General features: G+C 71.5%; 18 protein-coding genes. 2 read left to right on the forward strand and 16 right to left on the reverse strand.

Annotated features, from left to right (window positions below; all coding sequences use genetic code 11):
* Nucleotides 1–16: 16 nt before the first annotated feature.
* The 4 genes from BLT36_RS17005 to BLT36_RS17020 all read right to left on the reverse strand — a co-directional run bounded on the left by BLT36_RS17005 (nt 17) and on the right by BLT36_RS17020 (nt 3,723).
* Nucleotides 17–271: a hypothetical protein gene (locus BLT36_RS17005; protein WP_092096939.1), complete on the reverse strand. Its 255-nt coding sequence runs from the start codon at nt 269–271 to the stop codon at nt 17–19.
* Complete coding sequence (locus BLT36_RS17010) at nt 268–1,002, reverse strand: DsbA family oxidoreductase (protein ID WP_092096941.1); 735 nt, start codon at nt 1,000–1,002, stop codon at nt 268–270. The genes BLT36_RS17005 and BLT36_RS17010 overlap by 4 nt, the downstream gene beginning before the upstream one ends.
* Nucleotides 1,003–1,146: 144 nt before the next feature.
* Nucleotides 1,147–2,532, reverse strand: coding sequence for a glycine--tRNA ligase (locus BLT36_RS17015; RefSeq protein ID WP_092096943.1), 1,386 nt, complete (start codon nt 2,530–2,532; stop codon nt 1,147–1,149).
* A gap of 96 nt (nt 2,533–2,628) precedes the next feature.
* Nucleotides 2,629–3,723, reverse strand: a complete 1,095-nt coding sequence (locus tag BLT36_RS17020) for an aminotransferase class V-fold PLP-dependent enzyme (RefSeq protein WP_092096944.1) — start codon at nt 3,721–3,723, stop codon at nt 2,629–2,631.
* A 71-nt stretch (nt 3,724–3,794) separates the two neighbouring features.
* On the opposite strand from BLT36_RS17020, the gene BLT36_RS17025 reads away from it, so the two are divergent.
* The gene (locus BLT36_RS17025) at nt 3,795–4,727 is read left to right on the forward strand and encodes a LysR family transcriptional regulator (protein ID WP_092096946.1); all 933 of its coding nucleotides are present in this window, start codon (nt 3,795–3,797) and stop codon (nt 4,725–4,727) included.
* A gap of 44 nt (nt 4,728–4,771) precedes the next feature.
* Here the strand turns inward: BLT36_RS17025 and BLT36_RS17030 are convergent, their stop codons facing one another.
* From BLT36_RS17030 to BLT36_RS17060, 7 genes are all read right to left on the reverse strand, one after another.
* Nucleotides 4,772–5,569: an isoprenyl transferase gene (locus tag BLT36_RS17030; RefSeq protein ID WP_092096947.1), complete on the reverse strand. Its 798-nt coding sequence runs from the start codon at nt 5,567–5,569 to the stop codon at nt 4,772–4,774.
* Complete coding sequence (recO, locus tag BLT36_RS17035; protein ID WP_092096949.1) at nt 5,566–6,411, reverse strand: DNA repair protein RecO; 846 nt, start codon at nt 6,409–6,411, stop codon at nt 5,566–5,568. The genes BLT36_RS17030 and recO overlap by 4 nt, the downstream gene beginning before the upstream one ends.
* 216 nt (nt 6,412–6,627) lie before the next feature.
* Complete coding sequence (gene leuA / locus BLT36_RS17040) at nt 6,628–8,403, reverse strand: 2-isopropylmalate synthase (RefSeq protein ID WP_092096950.1); 1,776 nt, start codon at nt 8,401–8,403, stop codon at nt 6,628–6,630.
* 248 nt (nt 8,404–8,651) lie between these two features.
* Nucleotides 8,652–10,049 (reverse strand): ABC transporter permease, encoded by a 1,398-nt coding sequence (locus BLT36_RS17045; RefSeq protein ID WP_092096952.1) that lies wholly within the window; start codon nt 10,047–10,049, stop codon nt 8,652–8,654.
* On the reverse strand, nt 10,046–10,798 hold the full coding sequence (locus BLT36_RS17050) for an ABC transporter ATP-binding protein (protein ID WP_092096953.1): 753 nt from the start codon (nt 10,796–10,798) through the stop codon (nt 10,046–10,048). Before BLT36_RS17050 ends, BLT36_RS17045 begins: the two co-directional genes overlap by 4 nt.
* Before the next feature lie 108 nt (nt 10,799–10,906).
* On the reverse strand, nt 10,907–11,581 hold the full coding sequence (locus BLT36_RS17055) for a response regulator (RefSeq protein WP_092096954.1): 675 nt from the start codon (nt 11,579–11,581) through the stop codon (nt 10,907–10,909).
* A complete protein-coding gene (locus BLT36_RS17060; protein ID WP_254787716.1) occupies nt 11,578–12,858 on the reverse strand; it encodes a sensor histidine kinase in 1,281 nt (426 codons plus the stop codon). The genes BLT36_RS17055 and BLT36_RS17060 overlap by 4 nt, the downstream gene beginning before the upstream one ends.
* A 113-nt stretch (nt 12,859–12,971) precedes the next feature.
* Here BLT36_RS17060 and BLT36_RS17065 point away from each other — a divergent pair, with 113 nt between their 5' ends.
* Nucleotides 12,972–15,008: an acyltransferase family protein gene (locus BLT36_RS17065; RefSeq protein ID WP_139166509.1), complete on the forward strand. Its 2,037-nt coding sequence runs from the start codon at nt 12,972–12,974 to the stop codon at nt 15,006–15,008.
* 9 nt (nt 15,009–15,017) lie between these two features.
* Here BLT36_RS17065 and era read toward each other — a convergent pair whose 3' ends face one another.
* The 5 genes from era to BLT36_RS17090 form a co-directional block, all read right to left on the reverse strand.
* Nucleotides 15,018–15,947 carry a GTPase Era gene (gene era, locus BLT36_RS17070; RefSeq protein WP_092096957.1) on the reverse strand — a complete coding sequence of 310 codons (930 nt, stop codon included), beginning with the start codon at nt 15,945–15,947 and terminating at the stop codon, nt 15,018–15,020.
* Nucleotides 15,944–17,266, reverse strand: coding sequence for a hemolysin family protein (locus BLT36_RS17075; RefSeq protein WP_092096958.1), 1,323 nt, complete (start codon nt 17,264–17,266; stop codon nt 15,944–15,946). Before BLT36_RS17075 ends, era begins: the two co-directional genes overlap by 4 nt.
* Before the next feature lie 4 nt (nt 17,267–17,270).
* Nucleotides 17,271–17,732, reverse strand: a complete 462-nt coding sequence (gene ybeY, locus BLT36_RS17080) for an rRNA maturation RNase YbeY (protein ID WP_079235757.1) — start codon at nt 17,730–17,732, stop codon at nt 17,271–17,273.
* Complete coding sequence (locus BLT36_RS17085) at nt 17,729–18,790, reverse strand: PhoH family protein (RefSeq protein WP_254787739.1); 1,062 nt, start codon at nt 18,788–18,790, stop codon at nt 17,729–17,731. The genes ybeY and BLT36_RS17085 overlap by 4 nt, the downstream gene beginning before the upstream one ends.
* Before the next feature lie 67 nt (nt 18,791–18,857).
* On the reverse strand, nt 18,858–19,211 hold the full coding sequence (locus tag BLT36_RS17090; RefSeq protein WP_092096961.1) for a histidine triad nucleotide-binding protein: 354 nt from the start codon (nt 19,209–19,211) through the stop codon (nt 18,858–18,860).
* Nucleotides 19,212–19,223: the final 12 nt, after the last annotated feature.

The following is a 19,223-nucleotide window of genomic DNA, read 5'->3' on the forward strand; positions in this document are numbered from 1 at the left end:
GGACGGACGATCCGCGTCAGTCCGGGACCTCGCTCCAGTCGCCCTCGGCGGCGGGGACGAAGCACGAGTCACCCTCGCAGACCGGCGCGCCGCCGGGCGCGACGAGCGTGAGGAGGGCGGGTCGCGCCTCCAGAACATCGTCGGACTGGAGGCGCGGCTCGGCCGAGCCGACGAGGCGGACGTCCAGGGCGGGTCGCGACTGCGATCCGGCGAGAACATCGTCGGACTGGAGGCGCGGCTCGGCCGAGCCGACGAGGCGGACGTCCGTCACCGGGTCACCTCCGCGTCTGCTGCCGCGTCCTCGGCGGCACGCTGCTCCGCGTCCGCGAGGTCTGACGGCGTCGTCTCGCGGAGCGCGACCACCTGCGTGAGCACCTGCTCGAACGCACTCGGGTCCTGCGCGCCGGACACGCCGTACTTGCCGTCGATGACGAAGAACGGGACGCCGTTGATGCCGAACGCCTGCGCCTGGGCCTGGTCGGCGCGGACCGCTGCGAGCTGCGAGTCGTCGCGGAGCGTGGCGAGCACCTCGTCGCGGTCGAGTCCGATCTCGGCGGCGAGGGACGCCAGCGACTCGTCCTGCCCGACGTGCTCACCGCGCTCGAAGTAGGCGGCGAAGAGGCGCTCCACCATCTCGAGCTGCTTGCCCTGCTCCTTGGCGAGGTGGATGACCTGGTGCGCCTTCACCGTGTTGGTGTGGTGCATCGACTCGAAGTCGTAGTCGAGCCCGACGGAGGCGGCGATGCCGGTGACCTGGTCGAGCATCTGCTGGGCCTGCTGGACGGGCATGCCCTTGTGGCCGGAGAGGAACTCGGCCTCGGTGCCCTCGAAGTCGACGGGCGTGTCCGGGCTGAGTTCGAAGGAGTGGTACTCGACCTCGACCGGGCGGGCCGAGTCCGTCGCGGCGAAGGCGGCGACGCCGGCCTCGAACTTCCGCTTGCCGATGTAGCACCAGGGGCAGGCGATGTCCGACCAGACATCGACCTTCACAGAGTCGTTCATGCTGTCCGCAACCGCCGTCCCTCCGCGCTCATTCCCGCCGGCGACGCTCAGCCCGTCGTGCAGAACACCGGTGTTCGTCTGCCGAACCCCGACATGCGTGGGTGCGACTGACGAACACCGGTGTTTTGCGGACGAGCGCCCGGGCTACGCGCCGAGCAACCGCGCCGCGAGGTACCCCTGCAGCTGGTCGAGCGCCACACGCTCCTGCGACATCGTGTCGCGCTCCCGCACCGTGACGGCCTTGTCCTCGAGCGTGTCGAAGTCCACCGTGATGCAGAACGGCGTGCCGATCTCGTCGTGGCGACGGTAGCGACGACCGATCGCACCGGCGTCGTCGAAGTCGACGTTCCAGTACTTCCGCAGGTCGTCGGCGAGCCCGCGGGCCACCGGCGACAGCTGCTCGTTGCGGGACAGCGGCAGGACGGCGGCCTTCACCGGAGCCAGGCGCGGGTCGAGGCGCAGGACGGTGCGCTTGTCGACGCCGCCCTTCGCGTTCGGGGCCTCGTCCTCGTGGTACGCGTCGAGCAGGAACGCCATGAGTGCACGCGTCAGGCCGAAGGACGGCTCGATGACGTACGGCACGTACTTCTCGTTCGCAGCCTGGTCGAAGTAGCGGAGGTCCTTGCCGGACGACTCGATGTGGTTGTTGAGGTCGAAGTCGGTGCGGTTCGCGACGCCCATGAGTTCGCCCCACTCGGTGCCGGCGAAGCCGAAGCGGTACTCGATGTCGGCGGTCGCGTCGGAGTAGTGCGCGCGCTCCCCGTCGGGCACGTCGAAGCGGCGGAGGTTCTCCGGGTCGATGCCGAGGTCGGTGAAGAACGCGACGGAGTCGGCGATCCACTGCTCGTAGTGCTCCTGCGCTGTGGCCGGCGGGACGAAGTACTCGATCTCCATCTGCTCGAACTCGCGCGTGCGGAAGATGAAGTTGCCGGGCGTGATCTCGTTGCGGAACGCCTTGCCGACCTGACCGATGCCGAACGGGGGCTTCATGCGGCTGGTCGTGACGACCTGGGCGAAGTCGACGAAGATGCCCTGCGCCGTCTCCGGGCGGAGGAAGTTCAGGCCCTCCTCCGACTCGACCGGGCCGAGGTAGGTCTTGAGCATGCCGGAGAACTCGCGCGGCTCGGTCCACTGGCCGCGGGTGCCGCAGTTCGGGCACGCGATCTCGGCCATGCCGCCCTCGGGCGCCCGGTTCTTCTTCGCCTCGAACGCCTCGATGAGGTGGTCCTCGCGGAAGCGGTGGTGGCAGTGCAGGCACTCGACGAGCGGGTCGGTGAAGGTCGCGACGTGGCCCGAGGCCTCCCACACCTTGCGGGGCAGGATCACGGCGGAGTCGAGGCCGACCATGTCACCGCGGCCGCGGACGAACCGCTGCCACCACTGGCGCTTGATGTTCTCCTTGAGCTCGACGCCGAGGGGCCCGTAGTCCCAGGCGGAGCGGGATCCGCCGTAGATCTCCCCCGACTGGAAGACGAAGCCACGGCCCTTGGCCAGGGCGATGACGCTGTCGAGACGGGAGGACTGTGCCAAGGGGACTCCAGAGATCGCGGAGCTGGGTGCTCGGTGTGCGGGCTGACCCGGCAATGCTAGCGGCACGGGAGGCCCGCCCCACCCCCGCCGGATCCCTCACCTCCCCGACGCGCCCGGCTCCACCCCCGCCAGCGCGGTCGCGACGTCGGTCACGTCGGACACGTCGTTCCAGAGGTGGAACGCGATCCGCAGCCGTCCGGCCCGCCCCGACGCGGTGATGCCCGCGGCGGTGAGCGCACGCAGACCGGTGCCCTCGGGGTCCGCGAACGTGACGATCGCCTGCCCACCCGAGCCGTGCCCCTGCCGGGGCTCCCCCAACGCCTCGCAGAGCCGGTCTGCGAGTCCGGTGGCGTGCCTCCAGGTCGCGTGTGGGTCGAGCGAGGCCGCGTGCCGGAGCGCGGCGACGGCTCCGGGCCAGGCCTGCCAGGCCGGGGACACGTCGAACCGGCGGGCGTCGTCGGCCAGGTGCATGGCGGGTCCGTAGCAGGAAGACCAGACGTCCTCGCCCGCGTACCACCCGGCCTGCACGGGGCGGAGGCGACCGAGCGCGGTGTCGGAGAGCGTCATGAAGGCGACGCCGCGGGGCGCGCAGAGCCACTTGTACGCGTGCGTGATCGTGACGTCGAAGGGTTCGGCCGAGACGGGCAGGACCCCGACGGCCTGGGTGAGGTCGCAGAGCGTCAGGGCGCCGACCCGCCGAGCCGCGGCGACCACCGGTGCCGGGTCGGTGACCGTGCCGGTGGCGGACTGCACCGCGGACCAGGCGACGAGTGCGGTGTCGGGGCCGACCGCGCCGGCGAGCTCGTCGAGCGGGACACTCCGCACGTGCACGCCACGGTGCGCCTGCGCCAGGAAGGGGAACACGACGGAGCTGAAGTCGCCGTCCGGGACGACCACCTCGGCGCCGTCGGGCACGGCGTCGGCGACGACGGCGGCCATCACCGAGGTCTGCGAACCGGTGGCGACCCGCGCTGCCGGCACGCCGACGAGGTCCGCGAAGAGCGCGCGCCCCTCGTCGACGAGCGCACCGTAATGCGCCGGCGTGGTCTCGGCACGCGACCACGCGTCGAGGTCGGCGCGCTGCGCGGCGAGCGTGCCGAGCGACGGGAGGCCGGCGGTGCACGCCGCGAGGTACCCGCGGCCCGCGGGGAACGCGTCGGTGCAGAACGGGTCCGTGGGGATCGTGTCCATGTCCGCCAGGGTCCTCCCGCCCAGGTCATCACACCAGGGCAGGTTCGTTGTGCCACGGATAACATCGTGTGATGGACGACATCGACCCGCAGCTCCTCCGCGTGCTCCGCGCCGTCGCCGACAACGGGTCGATCTCCCGCGCCGCCACCGTCCTCGGGTCGAGCCAACCGGCCGTCAGCCAGCTGCTGACACGGGCGGAGCAGCGCCTCGGGCACGCACTCGTCCTCCGGGGTGGACGCGGTGCGACGCTCACCCACGCGGGACAGGTGCTCGCCGAACACGCCCTGCACGTGCAGCTCGCGCTGACCGCGGCGCGCGAGGACCTCGACGCCGTGGGCGGGCTCACCCGTGGCCGTGTGCGGCTCGCCGGGTTCCCGAGCGCGTCCTCGGCCCTCGTGCCCGCGGTGCTCGCCCGGCTCGCCGCGACGGCTCCCGGGGTGACGACGTCGTACGTCGAGGTCGAGCCTCCGGAGGCGCTCGATCTGCTGCGCGCCGGCGAGGTCGACGTCGCGCTCACCTTCACCTACGTCGGGGACGAGGTCGGGGCCGTCCCGGACCCGGGGCTCGTCACCCGGGCGCTCGGCCGGGATCCGCTCGCGCTGGTGACGCCGGTCGGCGCGGGCCGGCCCGTCGGCGGCGGCGGCGGCGGCTCCACCGTCGTGGACCTCGCCTCCCACCGCGACGCCCGGTGGATCGGCGGGTGCCCGCGCTGCCGTGGCCACCTGCTCGCCTCGTGCGCGAGCGCCGGGTTCACGCCGGACATCGTGCTCGAGACGGACAACGCGGCTGCTGTCGTGGGGCTCGTCGCGGCCGGACTCGGCGTCGCACTGCTCCCGCGGCTGGCACTCGCGACCGCGGTCATCCCCGCGGAGGTCGCCGTCGACCCGGTGCACGACGACCTGGCTCGCCGCGTCGAGGTCGTCGTCGCCCGCGGTGCCGACCGGGTGCCGAGCGTCCGCGCGGCACTCGACGCGGTGCGGTCCGCAGCACGTCTCCTCGAGTGACACGCCGACGGGGCTGCCGCGTGCATCGCGGCTCGGCTCCGCCGTCACGCCGTGGGCGCGTCCACCGCCCCGCCGAACCGTCGGTCACGGCGTGCGTACTGCTCGATCGCTCCCCACAGGTCGGTGCGCCGGAAGTCCGGCCAGAGCTTGTCGAGGAAGACCATCTCGGCGTAGGCGGACTGCCAGAGCATGAAGTTGGACGTCCGCTGCTCCCCCGAGCTCCGGAGGAACAGGTCCACATCGGGCTGGTCCGGCACGTACAACCGCTTCGCCAGGGTCTTCTCGGAGACCTGGCTCGGCTTCAGGCGCCCGGCAGCGACGTCCTCGGCGATGCCCTTGACCGCGTCGACGATCTCGTTCCGACCGCCGTAGTTGATGCACATCGTCAACGTGCAGACGTCGTTGTGCGCGGTCATGCGCTCGGCGATCTGCAGCTCGTCGATCACGCTCCGCCAGAGCTTGGGCCGACGGCCGGCCCACCGGATCCGGACCCCCCACGCATCGAGTTGTTCTCGGCGACGGTGCAGGACCTCCCTGTTGAAGCCCATCAGGAACCGGACCTCGTCGGGTGACCGCTTCCAGTTCTCGGTCGAGAAGGCGTACGCCGAGACGTGCTTCACCCCGATCTGCACGGCCCCGGCGACCGCTTCGAGGAGCGTCGCCTCGCCTGCTCGGTGCCCTTCGATCCGGGTGAGTCCGCGCTGGTTCGCCCACCGGCCGTTGCCGTCCATGACGATCGCCACGTGCTCCGGCACGAACTGCTTCGGGATCGCCGGAGGCTGCTCGCCCGTCCAGTCGACGGGCTTCAGCGGCTCGGACTCGGCGTACCGGCGAGGGCTCATGCGGGGGTTCCTCCGGGGGTGGTTTCGTTCGCATCCGGCGTCGAGACGGTCGGGGCTGGTGTGGCGGCGACCGCGGCCGGGACGCCGCCGGGGGTCGGTGCCACCGGAGCGGGGTGTTCGCTCCGGTCGACGTGGGGCAGGGAGCGGAGTGATCGTTCCAGGTGCCACTGGGCGTACGCCGCGACCACGCCCGAGGCTCGGGACCGCGTCCGTTCGTCCGTCGCGTCGACCGTCTTCCAGTCGCCCGCGAGCAGGGAGCCGAGCACCCGGAGGGTGTCCTGGTCGAGCCGCGGCGTGCCGGGAGGTGCGGCCCGGTCCGCGACGACGCCGCCGAGCTGCACGACGAACGCGGAGTGCGGTCCGGGCTCCCCCGTCACCGCGCAGTCGCTGAAGGACGGCGCCCACCCGGCGATGCTCATCGCGCGGAGCAGGTACGAGTCGAGCGTGGCACTCGTCACGTGCTCGCGACGGGCCAGGGAGCGCAACGCCCCGACGAGCAGCAGGTACTGCTGGAGCCCGGCGTCCGCTTCGCTGAGCCGGTCGGCGGTCTCGACCATGGCGCTGGCGGCGGTGTACGCCCCGTAGTCGGCGACGATCTGGGCGCCGTACGAGCCGAGGGACTCGGCCTGGGTGACGATGTCGAGCGAGCGGCCCTCGTAGAACTGGGCGTCGACGACCATGAAGGGCTCCAGGCGGGAGCCGAACTTCGACGCGGTCCGCCGGACGCCCTTCGCCACCGCGCGGATCTTGCCGTGCTGGCGGCTGAGCATGGTGACGATGCGGTCCGCTTCCCCGAGCTTGTGGGTGCGCAACACGACGCACTCGTCCCGGTACAGCGGCATCCCCCCAGTATCCCCCTCCGGACCGACACCGCGTGCCGCACCCGCACCCGCACCCGCACCTGGGCCCGGCCCGGGCCCGCGCCCGGGCCGGCGCCCGGCGCCCGGCGCCCGGCGCCCGGCGCCCGGCGCCCGGCGCCCGGCGCCCGGCGAGATCGCACGTCGTGCCGCCCCGGCGGCCCCGGAGCGGCAGAACGTGCGACCTCGACGACCGGGTGGCTACGCGGAGACGAGCTCCGGAGATGCCGAACCGGATGCGGCGCCGGCGCGCACCGCCCGGTTGACGGCCGACACGATCGCCTTGAGCGACGCGGTCGAGATGTCAGCGTCGATCCCGACGCCCCACAGCCGCACGCCGTCGACGTCGAGTTCGACGTACGACGCGGCCTTCGCGTCGCCGGAGGCGCTCATCGTGTGCTCCGAGTAGTCGTACAGCGTGACGTCGACACCCTGCTCACGCATCACCGAGAGGAAGGCGTCGATCGGACCGGTGCCCACGGCGTCCGCGTCGACCGAGCCCTCGTCGACGCGCATCGCGACGGCGAGCTTCGTGGTGCCGTCGAAGTCGCTCGAGGTCGCGGTCTTCGTGATCTCGTAGCGGCCCCACTTGTCCGACTCGTCGTCGGCGGGCAGGTACTCGTCGCGGAACAGGTCCCAGATCCGCTCGGAGGAGAACTCGCCACCCTCGGCGTCGGTGCGCTGCTGGACGACGCCGGAGAACTCGATCTGCAGCTTGCGGGGCAGGTCGATCGCGTGGTCGGTCTTGAGCAGGTACGCGACACCGCCCTTGCCGGACTGGGAGTTCACGCGGATGACGGCCTCGTAGGAGCGGCCGATGTCCTTCGGGTCGACCGGCAGGTACGGCACGGCCCACTCGATCTCGTCGATGGTCTTCCCCGCGGCGTCGGCCTTGGCCTGCATCGCGTCGAAGCCCTTCTTGATGGCGTCCTGGTGCGAGCCGCTGAACGCCGTGTAGACGAGGTCGCCCGCCCACGGCTGACGCTCGGGCACCGGCAGCTGGTTGCAGTACTCGACGGTGCGCTTGATCTGGTCGATGTCCGAGAAGTCGATCTCGGGGTCGATGCCCTGCGTGAACAGGTTCATGCCGAGGGCGACCAGGTCGACGTTGCCGGTGCGCTCCCCGTTGCCGAAGAGGCACCCCTCGATGCGGTCCGCACCGGCCATGTAGCCGAGCTCGGCGGCGGCGACGGCGGTGCCGCGGTCGTTGTGCGGGTGCAGCGACAGGATGACGTCCTGGCGGTGCGCGAGGTGACGGGACATCCACTCGATCGAGTCGGCGTAGACGTTCGGCGTCGCCATCTCGACCGTGGCCGGCAGGTTGATGATGACCTTGCGGTCCGGGGTGGGCTCGAAGACCTCGAGCACGGCGTTGCAGATCTGGACGGCGACCTCGAGCTCGGTGCCGGTGTACGACTCCGGCGAGTACTCGTAGAACACCTTCGTGTCGTGCTGCAGGTTCGCCTCGGCCGCCCGGCACAGCTTCGCCCCGGACACGGCGATGTCGACGACACCCTGCACGTCGGTACGGAACACGACCTCGCGCTGCACGATCGACGTGGAGTTGTAGAGGTGGACGATGGCCTGCTTCGCGCCGTCGATCGCCTCGTAGGTGCGGTTGATGAGGTGCTCGCGCGCCTGGGTCAGCACCTGGATGGTGACGTCGTCCGGGATGGCGCCCTCGTCGATGAGGGAGCGGACGAAGTCGAAGTCGGTCTGCGACGCGCTCGGGAACCCGACCTCGATCTCCTTGTAGCCCATGCGGACGAGGAGGTCGAACATCGCGCGCTTGCGCTCGGAGTCCATCGGGTCGATGAGGGCCTGGTTGCCGTCACGCAGGTCGACGGCGCACCAGCGCGGTGCGCGCTCGATGCGCTTCGTCGGCCAGGTGCGGTCGGGCAGCTCGACGCTGATCTGATCGTGGAAGGGCACGTACTTGTGGATCGGCATCCCGGAGGGGCGCTGCGTGTTCTGCATGGTGTCGCACTTTCGTCGTGTGGTGGGGTGAGCGGCCACGACGGACTCCGCGACGAGGTGGGCCGGTGTGTCAGGCCTCGTCGCGGCAGCGAAGGAGGAGCAGCGCAGAGTACATGTTCCGACCACCGTAGCACTGGCCCGCGCTCGTGTGACAGGGGTCCTGGTCGTGACCCGGGGACGGACTGGAGGCGCGGGGCGGGCGGGCACCGTGCCTCCAGTCCGGCTGTGGTCGCGACCAGGGCACGACGTCAATCGACCGCGAGGGCCTCGGTTGGCGGCACGCGCATCGCGCGCCGCACCGGCGCGATCGTCGCGGCGACCGCCAGCACCAGTGCGCCGACCACCACGATCCCGATGGTCATCGGCGGCAGCACCGGTGTGACCGGGGTGCCGAGCGAGCCGAGCAGCGTCTGCCCGCCGATCCACCCGTACACGATGCCGAGCACGAGCCCGGTGACCACGGCGGCGACGACCATCTGCACGGCCTCGGTCACGATCATCCGGCGGACCTGCGCCCCGGTGAGCCCGAGGACGCGCAGGAGTCCGAGCTCGCGCCGACGCTGCAGGACCCCGAGGGCGAGGGCGTTGACGACCCCGACCGCGGCGATCACGGCGGAGAACCCGACGATGACGCTGACCACGGCGTTGACCTGCACGAAGAAGTCCCGCATGGCCTGCAGCTGCTCCGGGCTGCCGCCTTCGAGCTGCCCGCGCAGCTGCGCCTCGAGCACGTGCTGCATGATCCCGAGCGCCACCGCGAACGTGACGAGCAGGGTCACGCCGATGACGAGCCCGATCGTGGCGCGCGAGGACCGGCCCGGCGCGCGCATCGCGTTGCGGCCGGCGAGCAGCACGACCGGGTCCCGCGAACCGATCCGGCCGATCAGCTGGAGGACCGGCGGCATCACGATCGTGGCGCCGACGGCGACCCCGGCGAAGGACACGAACCCACCCAGCGCAGCCGGCAGGACCGCCATCGGCGAGGCCGCACTGGCGAGGAGTCCGACGAGCATGAGGAGCGCGCCACCGCCGATGAGCAGGATCGCCCAGACCTTCCGCGCCGTGCCGGAACGGATGTCCTCGTGGCTCGGTTCGACGCTCGACGACAGCGCCTGCAGGGGCGTGACGGTGAGGACCCGGCGGGACCCGACACCGAACGCACCCCACGTGGTGAGGACCACGGCGACGATCGGCAGCACGAGTTCCCAGGGCAGGAGCGTGTACGAGGTGTCGGGCAGGAAGCCGTCACGCCGCAGGATCATCACGAACAGTGCCGTCAGTGCGGTGCCGGCGACCGCTCCGATCAGGCCGCCGAGCACACCGACGGCCAGACCCGTCCGGGTGATCCGGGCGCGGAGCGTCGCGCCGGTGGCCCCGACGAGCCGCTGGAGCGCGATGATGCGTGTCTGCCCGGCGATGAGCGTCGCGCAGGTGTTGGCGGTGACGATCGAGCCGACGTACAACGCGATGCCGAGGAACAGCCACCCGACGACGGACAGGATCGCCTTGACCGGTCCGAGGTCGGCGAAGCCGGTGGCGGAGAGCGCGTCGGCCACGATGCCGGGCGCGATGACGAGCGCCGACCCGAACGTGGTGCCGAGGGCGGCGACGAGGATCGTCGGGGCGAAGGCACGGACGCCGTTCACGCTGCCGCCTCCATCCCGAGCATCGTGGTCGAGATCTCGGCGGCGTCCATCGCGGGACGGTCCCCCACGACCCGGCCGTCCGCCAGGAACAGGATGCGGTCGGCGTTCGCCGCGGCCACCGGATCGTGCGTCACCATCACGACGCTCTGCCCCCACTCCGTCACCGCGTTCCGGAGGATCTGGAGGACGTCGCGGCCCGTCCGGGAGTCGAGCGCGCCCGTCGGCTCGTCCGCCACGACGACGGCCGGGCGCGAGGCGAGCGCCCGGGCGATCGCGACCCGCTGCTGCTGCCCGCCGGACAGCTGGTGGGGTCGGTGCGTCAGGCGGTTCCCGAGCCCGAGCATGTCGACGAGGCGGTCGATCCACGCGGATTCCTCGCGCGAGGGCCTGTGGCCGCCGAGCAGGAACGGCAACCGGATGTTCTCGCTGACGTCGAGCGTCGGGACGAGGTTGAACGACTGGAAGACGAAGCCCAGTCGGCGGCGTCGCAGTTCGGTGAGGTCCTTGTCGCCGAGGCCGGTGATGTCGACCCCGTCGATGTGGATCCGCCCGGCGGACACCGCGTCGAGCCCGGCGGCGACGTGCATGAGCGTCGACTTGCCGGAGCCGGAGGGTCCCATCACGGCAGTGAACTCCCCCGCGCCGATGTCGACGCTGACGTCGTCCAGCGCCGTCACCCGCCGGGCGGCGTCGCCGTAGTGCTTGGACACGTGGTCGAGTCGGATGATCGGTGCGTGGCTGGTGGTCATGACACCACCATGACGGCCGGGAGGCACGTCCCGCGTCGGTCCGTCGGCTCCTGTGGATGGTCCGCTCGGTTGGGTTCCCTGTGGGGAAGTCATCCGAGCGGATGACCCTCACTCCGCGCGGGTGACGAGCCCGTGCTGGTGCGCGAACACGACGAGGCGCACGCGGTCGCGCAGTTCGAGCTTCGTGAGGACACGGGAGATGTGGGTCTTCACCGTCGCCTCGCTGACGTACTCGTGCTGGGCGATCTCGCTGTTGCTGAACCCCCGCGCGGCCAGGTCGAAGATCTCGCGCTCCCGCGGCGTGAGGTCGGCGAAGGCCGGCGGCACGGGGACGGCCTGGTCGTTCGTGTCGTCGTACCGTCGGAGGAGCTCGCGGGTGGCCGAGGCGGCGAACACCGCGGTGCCGGCGTGCACGGTGCGGATGGCGGCGAGGAGGAACTCCGGGTCGGCGTCCTTCAGCACGAAGCCGCTCGCGCCGGCACGGATCGCCTTCGCCGCGGCCTCGTCGAAGTCGAAGGTGGTGAGCACGAGCACCTTCGCGCCGTCGGTCCCGCTGTCCTCGACGATCCGGGCCGTGGCGGTGATGCCGTCCATCACCGGCATCCGGACGTCCATCAGCACGACGTCGGGCCGGCCGCGGCGGACGAGCTCGACGCCCTCGGCGCCGTCCCCGGCCTCGCCCACGAACTGCAGGTCGGACTGCGAGTCGATGAGCATCCGGATGCCGGTGCGGAAGAGTGCCTGGTCGTCGACGAGCGCGACGCGGATCGGGGTGTCGTTCATCGGCCGGTGCGCTCCTGACGGTTCGTGGCGGTGGTCGTGCTGGGCGTGGTGGCGGTCGTCGTGCCGCTCGGGACGAGCCCGCGCGGCATCTGCCCGCTCGCCGGGACGGACGGCATCCGGACGGCGACCGCGAAGTCGTCGCCGCGGGGTCCCGCCGTCATCGTGCCGCCCGTCATCGTGGCGCGTTCCCGCATCCCGACGAGGCCGTGGCCGGTGCCGGGACCGCGGGTGCCGTCGTCGGCGCGGCGGTTCACCACGCTGATCTCGACGGTGTCCGGGCGGTAGGTCAGTGCCGCGTGGACGGGCGTGCCGGGTTCGCCGTGCTTCCACGCGTTCGTCAGGCTCTCCTGGACGATCCGGTAGACCGCGAGCTGGGTCGTCGTCGGGAGCCCGTCCGGTTCGCCCTCGCGCTCGACCCGGACGTCGAGCCCGACCTCGCGCATCTCGCGGACGAGCCGGTCGATGTCGTCGATCTCCGGGGTGGGTGCGGTGCCCTGCTCGTGCCGGAGCGCACCGAGGAGTTCACGGACGTCGCCGAGCGCGCGGCGGGCGGTCGTCGAGATCGTGCCGAGCGCCTCGTCGGCGATCGCCGGGTCGGCCTTCAACGCGTACCGGGCACCGTCCGCCTGCGCGATGACGACGGCGAGCGAGTGGGCGACGATGTCGTGCATGTCCCGGGCGATCCGGACACGCTCCTGCTCGACGGCGACGGCACGGTCGGCACGCGCGGCGTCGCGCTCGGCGAGCAGCTGCGCCTCTCTGCTCATGCTCGCGGAGCGCCGGGTGCGGCCGATGAGCCCGGCGAGCCACGGCAGCAGCAGCAGGAGGAGGACCACCGCGAAGTACGCGATCGCGACCTTGAACGACTCCTGCGCGGGGGTGGTCGCAGTGACCTCGGCTTCACGCTGGCGGAGGTCGTCGAACCCGAGGTAGAGCGCAGCCGTCACCGGGCCGACGATCGCCGAGACCAGACCGGCCAGGCGGACGCGACGGCTGCCGTACCGGCTCGTGGTGTACACGATCCCGGCGATGAAGAGGTTCGAGAGGTCCGGGACCTGGCCGGTGACCATCTGGAAGACGGCGAACACCCAGGCGGTCGCGAGGGCGAGACCGGGCGAGAGTCGGCGGAGGGCGAGCGCCGCGGTCAGCCCCACGACGGTCACGTACGAGAGCGGGGAGTCGATGCCGCGACCGGTCGCGACGAGCACGAGCGCGCCGAGCACGACGGCGATCACGACGTCGGTGATGACCTGCGCGCGCAGCATGGGACGGAACACCACCCCACGGTACGGCCCGGAACCCGGAAGCGCGTCCGTCCCGCGGATGACCCGGGAGCCACACACATACGAAGTGTTTGGCACTCGGCATCGCCGACTGGTCCCATCGGCTCATGAGCGAGCGACTCCGGATCCGGTCAGACGTCCAAGGGCTCCGCGCGCTGGCGGTGCTCGCGGTGGTGTCGGACCACGTGCTCGGTGCCCCGCGCGGTGGGTTCCTCGGCGTCGACGTCTTCTTCGTCGTCTCCGGCTTCGTCATCACGGCGCAGCTGCTCCGCGAGCACGAGGAGCGCGGACGAGTGTCGCTGCCGCGGTTCTGGGGACGTCGCGTGACGCGTCTGCTGCCGTCGCTCCTGACGGTCGTCCTCGTCACCGTCGCCGTCGTCGCCGCGACCGTCCCGGGGCGACTCCGAGGAGTCCTCCTCGACTCGGCCGCAGCCGTCACCTCGCTCGCGAACTGGCGGTTCATGGCGAACGGGACGGACTACTTCGCCTCCTTCGAGTCCGCGTCGCCGCTGCAGCACACCTGGTCGCTCTCGGTCGAGGAGCAGTTCTACGTCGTCTGGCCGATGCTGCTGGCCGCCTGTCTCTGGTTCGGGGCACTGCGCCTCGGTCGCCGACGGCGGCCACTCGGTCCGGCGGTCACCCTCACGGCCGTGGCGATCGGCGTGATGGGCGTCTCGATCGCCGCCGCGGTCCTGGCGTCCCCGGTTCCCTCCACCGCGTACTTCTCGACGGTGACCCGCGTCTGGGAGCTCCTGGCCGGCGCCCTCGTCGCGGTCCTGCTCCAGCGACGGCCCGCGACCGATCGCTCGCGAGCAGCGGCGATCACCGCACCGGCCGGCCTCGCACTCATCGTGGTCTCGTTCGTCGTCGTGGACGGCACCGTGTCGGCCCCGCTCCCCGCCGCGCTCGGAGCGGTGCTCGGCACCTGTCTCGTGCTGTCCCACGGGGCTGCGTCGCCGCTCGGCCACGTCCTCGGCGTGCGTCCCCTGGTGACGATCGGCAACGCCAGCTACCCCCTCTACCTGTGGCACATGCCCGTCCTGGTGCTGCTGACCGCCGTCCTGCCGACGAGCCGCTGGCTGGTGATCCCGCTCACCGTGGTGCTGGCGGTCCTCACGCACCTGCTCGTCGAGGAGCCGATCCGCGTCTGGGGCAGGAGGGACCGGCGTTCCCCCCACCGGCAGCCCCGGGCGTCGCGGCGGCAGCGACTCGTCGTGTGCGCCACGGCTTCGGTCACCCTGTTCGCACTGACCGGGACGGCCATCGCGACGCACGAACCCGCGCGACCCGTTCCGGTGGCCGCGCCGACCGACGCGGCGGGCCCGGCCGCCGCGGCGCTGCAGGAGGACCTCGCAGTCGCGATCGGTTCGTCCGACTGGCCCGTCGGCGACCTCCGGTCGGGCGACGCCGTCCTCGACGGCGTCCGACGGTGCGGAGACTGGGAACGCCCCGCGCCGCCGTCGCACTGCACCTTCGGACCGTCGGACGCAGCCCGGACCGCAGTCCTCGTCGGGGACTCCATCGCCGGCGCATGGCTCGAGGCGCTCGTCCCACTGTTCGGACCGACGTCCGGATGGAGGCTCGTCGCGCTCCCCCGCAACGGCTGTCCCTTCGTCGACCTCGAACTGGCGGGCACCCCCGGCCGTGACTGCTCGACCGAACGGTCGCGGGTCCTCGATGCGATCCGCTCGATGCACCCCGACCTCGTGATCACCTCCTCGCGAGACGGAGCACAGTTCGCAGCCCCATCGGGGACGGGCACGGCCGATGACGACGAGGTCGCGCACGCCGCAGCGAGGATGCTCCTGCGCGTCGGGGATCTCGCCGACCGTGTCGTCGTCGTGACCGCGCCGCCGCCCGGAGCGGATCTCCGGGCGTGCCGGACCACGATCGGCGGACCCGCTGACTGCGTCGCGACCGTCCGCCGCGGACCGCGCGAGCGAGTCCTCGCCGGAGCGGCGCGCGGGGCTGGAGCGTCTGTGGTCGACGCCACACGACTCGTCGCAGTGGCCGAACGGACGCCGGCGTTCGTCGGCACCCTCGCCCTCCGCGACGACCGGGTCCACCTGTCGCCGGCCTTCAGCCGCTCGATCGGTCCGGCGCTCGCCGAGCTCCTCGCCGAGGTCGGGGTCCGCTTCGACTGATCGTGCGGGTCAGAACCCGAGGCGCCCGAGCTGCTTCGGGTCGCGCTGCCACTCCTTCGCGACCTTCACCCGGATGTCCAGGTAGACGTGGCGGCCGCCGAGCAGCGACTCGATCTCGACACGGGCGCGTGACCCGACGTCCTTCAGCCGCTCGCCCCGGTGGCCGATCACGATGGCCTTCTGGCTGTCGCGCTCGACGAACAGGTTGGCGAAGATGCGCAGCGGGCCGTTCGGGTCCTCGTCCGCGTCCGGCTCGACCATGTCCTCGATGACGACCGCGAGCGAGTGCGGGAGCTCGTCGCGGACGCCCTCGAGCGCGGCCTCGCGGATGAGCTCCCCGATGCGCTCCTCGTCGGTCTCCTCGGTGACGGTCGACGCGTCGTACAGCTGCGGCGACTCCGGCAGCAGCTTCGTGATCTCCTCGAGCAGGACCTCGAGCTGGATCCCCTTCGTGCCCGACGTCGGGATGATCGCGTCCCATTCGCGGAGCTTCGACACCGCCAGCAGCTGCTCGCCGACGGCGTCCTTCGACGTGCGGTCGAGCTTCGTCACGATCGCGACCTTCTTCGCCCGCGGGTACTGGTCGAGCGTGTCGTTGATGAACCGGTCGCCCGGGCCGATCGGTTCGTTCGCCGGGACGCAGAACCCGATGACGTCGACGTCCCCGAGCGTGGACTGCACGAGGTCGTTGAGCCGTTCGCCGAGCAGCGTGCGGGGGCGGTGCACACCGGGGGTGTCGACGATGATGACCTGCCCGTTCGGCCGGTGCACGACGCCACGGATCGCGCGGCGGGTGGTCTGCGGCTTCGAGGAGGTGATGGCGACCTTCTCGCCGACGAGCGCGTTCGTGAGGGTCGACTTGCCCACGTTCGGACGGCCGACGAAGGAGACGAAGCCGGCGCGGTAGGGCTCGCCGGAGGGGGTGGTGGTGTCGGTCATGCGTGCGTGGTTCCCGTCGTGGTGGGGGCGGTGTCGTCGAAGGCGTCCCGGGCGTCGGCCAGTTCCGGGGTGCGCTCGGCGAGCACGGTGATGAGGTGGCGGCGCTTGCCCTCGACCCGGTCGGCCGTCAGCACGACGCCGGAGACCGTGACGGTGTCGCCGCTGATCGCCAGGTGCCCGAGCTCCTTGGTGAGCAGGCCGCCGGCGGTGTCGACGTCGTCGTCCTCGAGCTCGATGCCGAACAGGTCGCCGAGCTCGTCGATGGGCAGTCGAGCCGAGATCCGCCAGCGGCCCGGCTCGACCTCGACCCGGTCGACGACGGCGCGGTCGTACTCGTCGGAGATGTCGCCGACGAGCTCCTCGATGAGGTCCTCCATCGTGACGAGTCCGGCGACCCCGCCGTACTCGTCGACGACGAGCACGAGGTGGTTCTTGGCGGCCTGCATGTGCCGGAGCGTCTCGTCGGCTGCCTTGGACTCCGGCACGAACTCGGCCGGACGCAGGAGCGTGGTGACGCGCTGCGAGCCGGAGCCCGGACGCTCGTACAGGGCACGGGCGACGTCGCGGAGGTACAGGACCCCGAGCACGTCGTCGCTGTCCTTGCCCGTGACCGGCATGCGCGAGACGCCGGCTGCGAGGAACTGCTCCATGCCGGCGGACAGCGTGTCCGAGCCGTCGACGGTGAGCATGTCGGTGCGCGGGACCATGACCTCGCGGATGAGCGTGTCGCTGAACTCGAACACCGAGTGGATGAGCTCCCGGTCGTCCTGCTCGAGGACGTTGCTCTCGGTGGCCTCGTCGACGAGCGAGAGCAGCTGCTCCTCGCTCGAGACCGTCGAGGCGCTGCGACCGCGGCCCGGGGTCACCCGATCGCCGATCGCGACGAGCAGCCCGGCCAGCGGACCGAGCACGATCCGGACCCCGCGGACGATGCCGCCCGTCCGTCCGATCAGCCGCTCCGCGTGGGCACGCCCGACGCTGCGGGGGCTCGAGCCGACGAGCACGAACGACACCGCGGTCATGATCGCCGCGGCGACGATGAGGGCGACCCACCAGGTGTCGAACACCATGACGAGCGCGATCGTCACGAGGACCGCCGCGGCGGTCTCGGCGAGGACCCGGAAGAAGTTGAGCGCGTTGACGTGCGCGCCGACGTCGTCCCCGATCGCCTCGATCGCACGGCGGTGCTTGCTGCCCCGGGCGATCTCGTCGAGGTCGGCGCGGGACACGACGGAGAGTGCGGCGTCGGAGGCGGCGAGCAGACCGCCCAGGACGACCAGCACGAACGCCACCGCGAGCATGCCGGCGACGAGCAGCATCAGGTCACCGTCCTCGGCGCTGGGCGGCGAACGCGGTGAGGATCTCGCCCTGCAGCCCGAACATCTCCGCCTTCTCGTCCGGCTCCGCGTGGTCGAACCCGAGCAGGTGCAGGATGCCGTGGCAGGTCAGCAGGAGCATCTCGTCGGTGCTCGAGTGCCCCGCGGTCTTCGCCTGTTCCTCGGCGACCTGCGGGCAGAGCACGATGTCGCCGAGGAGTCCGGCGGGCGTCGGCTCGTCCTCGGTGCCGGGGCGGAGCTCGTCCATCGGGAAGCTCAGGACGTCGGTCGGACCCGGCTCGTCCATCCACCGGACGTGCAGCTGCTCCATCGCCCCCTCGTCGACGAGCACGATGGCGAGCTCCGCGTCGGCGTGGACGTGCAGCGCGTCGAGCGCGAAGGCGGCGAGGCGCTGGATGGCGGCCTCGTCGACCTCGACGCCGGACTCGTTGTTGAGCTCGATGCTCACCGGTTCCCTCCTCGGGAGTCGTTCTGGGGGTACGTGGAGCGCTGGCGGTCCTCCGGCGGACGACCCCGTCGCTCGGCACGGTTGGCGCCGGCAGGGTTCGGCGCGGGGGCGGTGCCGCGGCCGCCCGGGCGGTACCCGGACTGCTCGGCGAGCCGCTCCTCGTCGTAGACGGTGTACGCGTCCACGATGCGACCGACGAGGGTGTGGCGCACCACGTCCTCGCTGCCCAGCCGCGAGAAGTGGATGTCCTCGACCCGGTCGAGGATCCGCGTCACGAGCCGGAGCCCGGACAGGTTGCCCGGCAGGTCGACCTGGGTGATGTCCCCCGTGACGACCATCTTCGAGCCGAAGCCGAGGCGCGTCAGGAACATCTTCATCTGCTCGGGCGTGGTGTTCTGCGCCTCGTCGAGGATGACGAACGAGTCGTTCAGCGTCCGGCCGCGCATGTACGCCAGAGGGGCCACCTCGACCGTGCCGGCGGCCAAGAGCTTCGGGACCAGCTCGGGGTCCATCATCTCGTTGAGCGCGTCGTAGAGCGGGCGGAGGTACGGGTCGATCTTGTCCGTCAGCGTGCCGGGCAGGAACCCGAGCCGCTCGCCGGCCTCGACCGCGGGGCGGGTCAGGATGATGCGGCTCACCTCGCGCCGCTGCAGCGCCTGCACGGCCTTCGCCATCGCGAGGTACGTCTTGCCGGTACCGGCGGGGCCGATGCCGAACGTGATGGTGTGCTCGTCGATGGCGTCGACGTAGGCGCGCTGCCCGTCGGTCTTCGGCCGCACGGACTTGCCGCGACTCGACACGATCGGGGTGCCGAACGTGTCGGAGGGCTTGCGGTCCTCGTCGAGCAGGCGTGCGGACACCGGGATGTCGGACTGGCCGATGTCCTGGCCGCGCTTCACCATGCCGACGAGCTCGTCGACGAGTGCGTGCGCGCGGGCGACGTCGCGCTCGGGTCCGGACAGCGAGACCTCGTTGCCGCGCACGAGCACGCGGACGCCGGGGTACTGCCGTTCGACGGTCTTGAGCAGGCGGTCCTGGGGGCCGAGCAACTGCACCATGGCGATGCCGTCGACCTGGATCTCGACGGAGACGTCCGTCGGCTCGGCTGGGGAGGGAGCTGGTTCGTTAACCGGCAAGGGTGCCTTCCTGCAGTTCACCTGCGAGTACGTGCGCGTGCACGTGGAACACGGTCTGACCGGCGGCTTCGCCGGTGTTGAAGACGAGACGGAACTGACCGTCGGAGCGCTCGTCGGCGATGCGCTGCGCGGTGGCGATCAGGTGGGCGAGGAGGTCCGGGTCGCCGGCGGCGAGCTCGGAGACGTTCGCGTACTCCTCGGTCTTGGGGATGACGAGCACGTGGACGGGGGCCTTGGGTGCGATGTCCTCGATCGCGATCACGCGGTCGTCCTCGGCGACGACGGTCGCCGGGATCTCGCGCGCGATGATCTTGGAGAAGACGCTGGGCGTGCTGGTGCTCATGACTCCATCGTA

The sequence above is a fragment of the Curtobacterium sp. UNCCL20 genome (assembly GCF_900101675.1).
Lineage (GTDB): Bacteria > Actinomycetota > Actinomycetes > Actinomycetales > Microbacteriaceae > Curtobacterium.

What these genes read in the sequence shown, in the direction of transcription:
- BLT36_RS17020 (WP_092096944.1), bottom strand. Translation starts at nt 3,723, where the DNA reads ATGGACACGATCCCCACGGACCCGTTCTGCACCGACGCGTTCCCCGCG.
- BLT36_RS17030 (WP_092096947.1), bottom strand. Translation starts at nt 5,569, where the DNA reads ATGAGCCCTCGCCGGTACGCCGAGTCCGAGCCGCTGAAGCCCGTCGAC.
- BLT36_RS17010 (WP_092096941.1), bottom strand. Translation starts at nt 1,002, where the DNA reads ATGAACGACTCTGTGAAGGTCGATGTCTGGTCGGACATCGCCTGCCCC.
- BLT36_RS17090 (WP_092096961.1), bottom strand. Translation starts at nt 19,211, where the DNA reads ATGAGCACCAGCACGCCCAGCGTCTTCTCCAAGATCATCGCGCGCGAG.
- BLT36_RS17075 (WP_092096958.1), bottom strand. Translation starts at nt 17,266, where the DNA reads ATGCTGCTCGTCGCCGGCATGCTCGCGGTGGCGTTCGTGCTGGTCGTC.
- era (WP_092096957.1), bottom strand. Translation starts at nt 15,947, where the DNA reads ATGACCGACACCACCACCCCCTCCGGCGAGCCCTACCGCGCCGGCTTC.
- BLT36_RS17050 (WP_092096953.1), bottom strand. Translation starts at nt 10,798, where the DNA reads ATGACCACCAGCCACGCACCGATCATCCGACTCGACCACGTGTCCAAG.
- recO (WP_092096949.1), bottom strand. Translation starts at nt 6,411, where the DNA reads ATGCCGCTGTACCGGGACGAGTGCGTCGTGTTGCGCACCCACAAGCTC.
- BLT36_RS17085 (WP_254787739.1), bottom strand. Translation starts at nt 18,790, where the DNA reads ATGGTGCAGTTGCTCGGCCCCCAGGACCGCCTGCTCAAGACCGTCGAA.
- BLT36_RS17065 (WP_139166509.1), top strand. Translation starts at nt 12,972, where the DNA reads ATGAGCGAGCGACTCCGGATCCGGTCAGACGTCCAAGGGCTCCGCGCG.
- leuA (WP_092096950.1), bottom strand. Translation starts at nt 8,403, where the DNA reads ATGCAGAACACGCAGCGCCCCTCCGGGATGCCGATCCACAAGTACGTG.
- BLT36_RS17055 (WP_092096954.1), bottom strand. Translation starts at nt 11,581, where the DNA reads ATGAACGACACCCCGATCCGCGTCGCGCTCGTCGACGACCAGGCACTC.
- BLT36_RS17025 (WP_092096946.1), top strand. Translation starts at nt 3,795, where the DNA reads ATGGACGACATCGACCCGCAGCTCCTCCGCGTGCTCCGCGCCGTCGCC.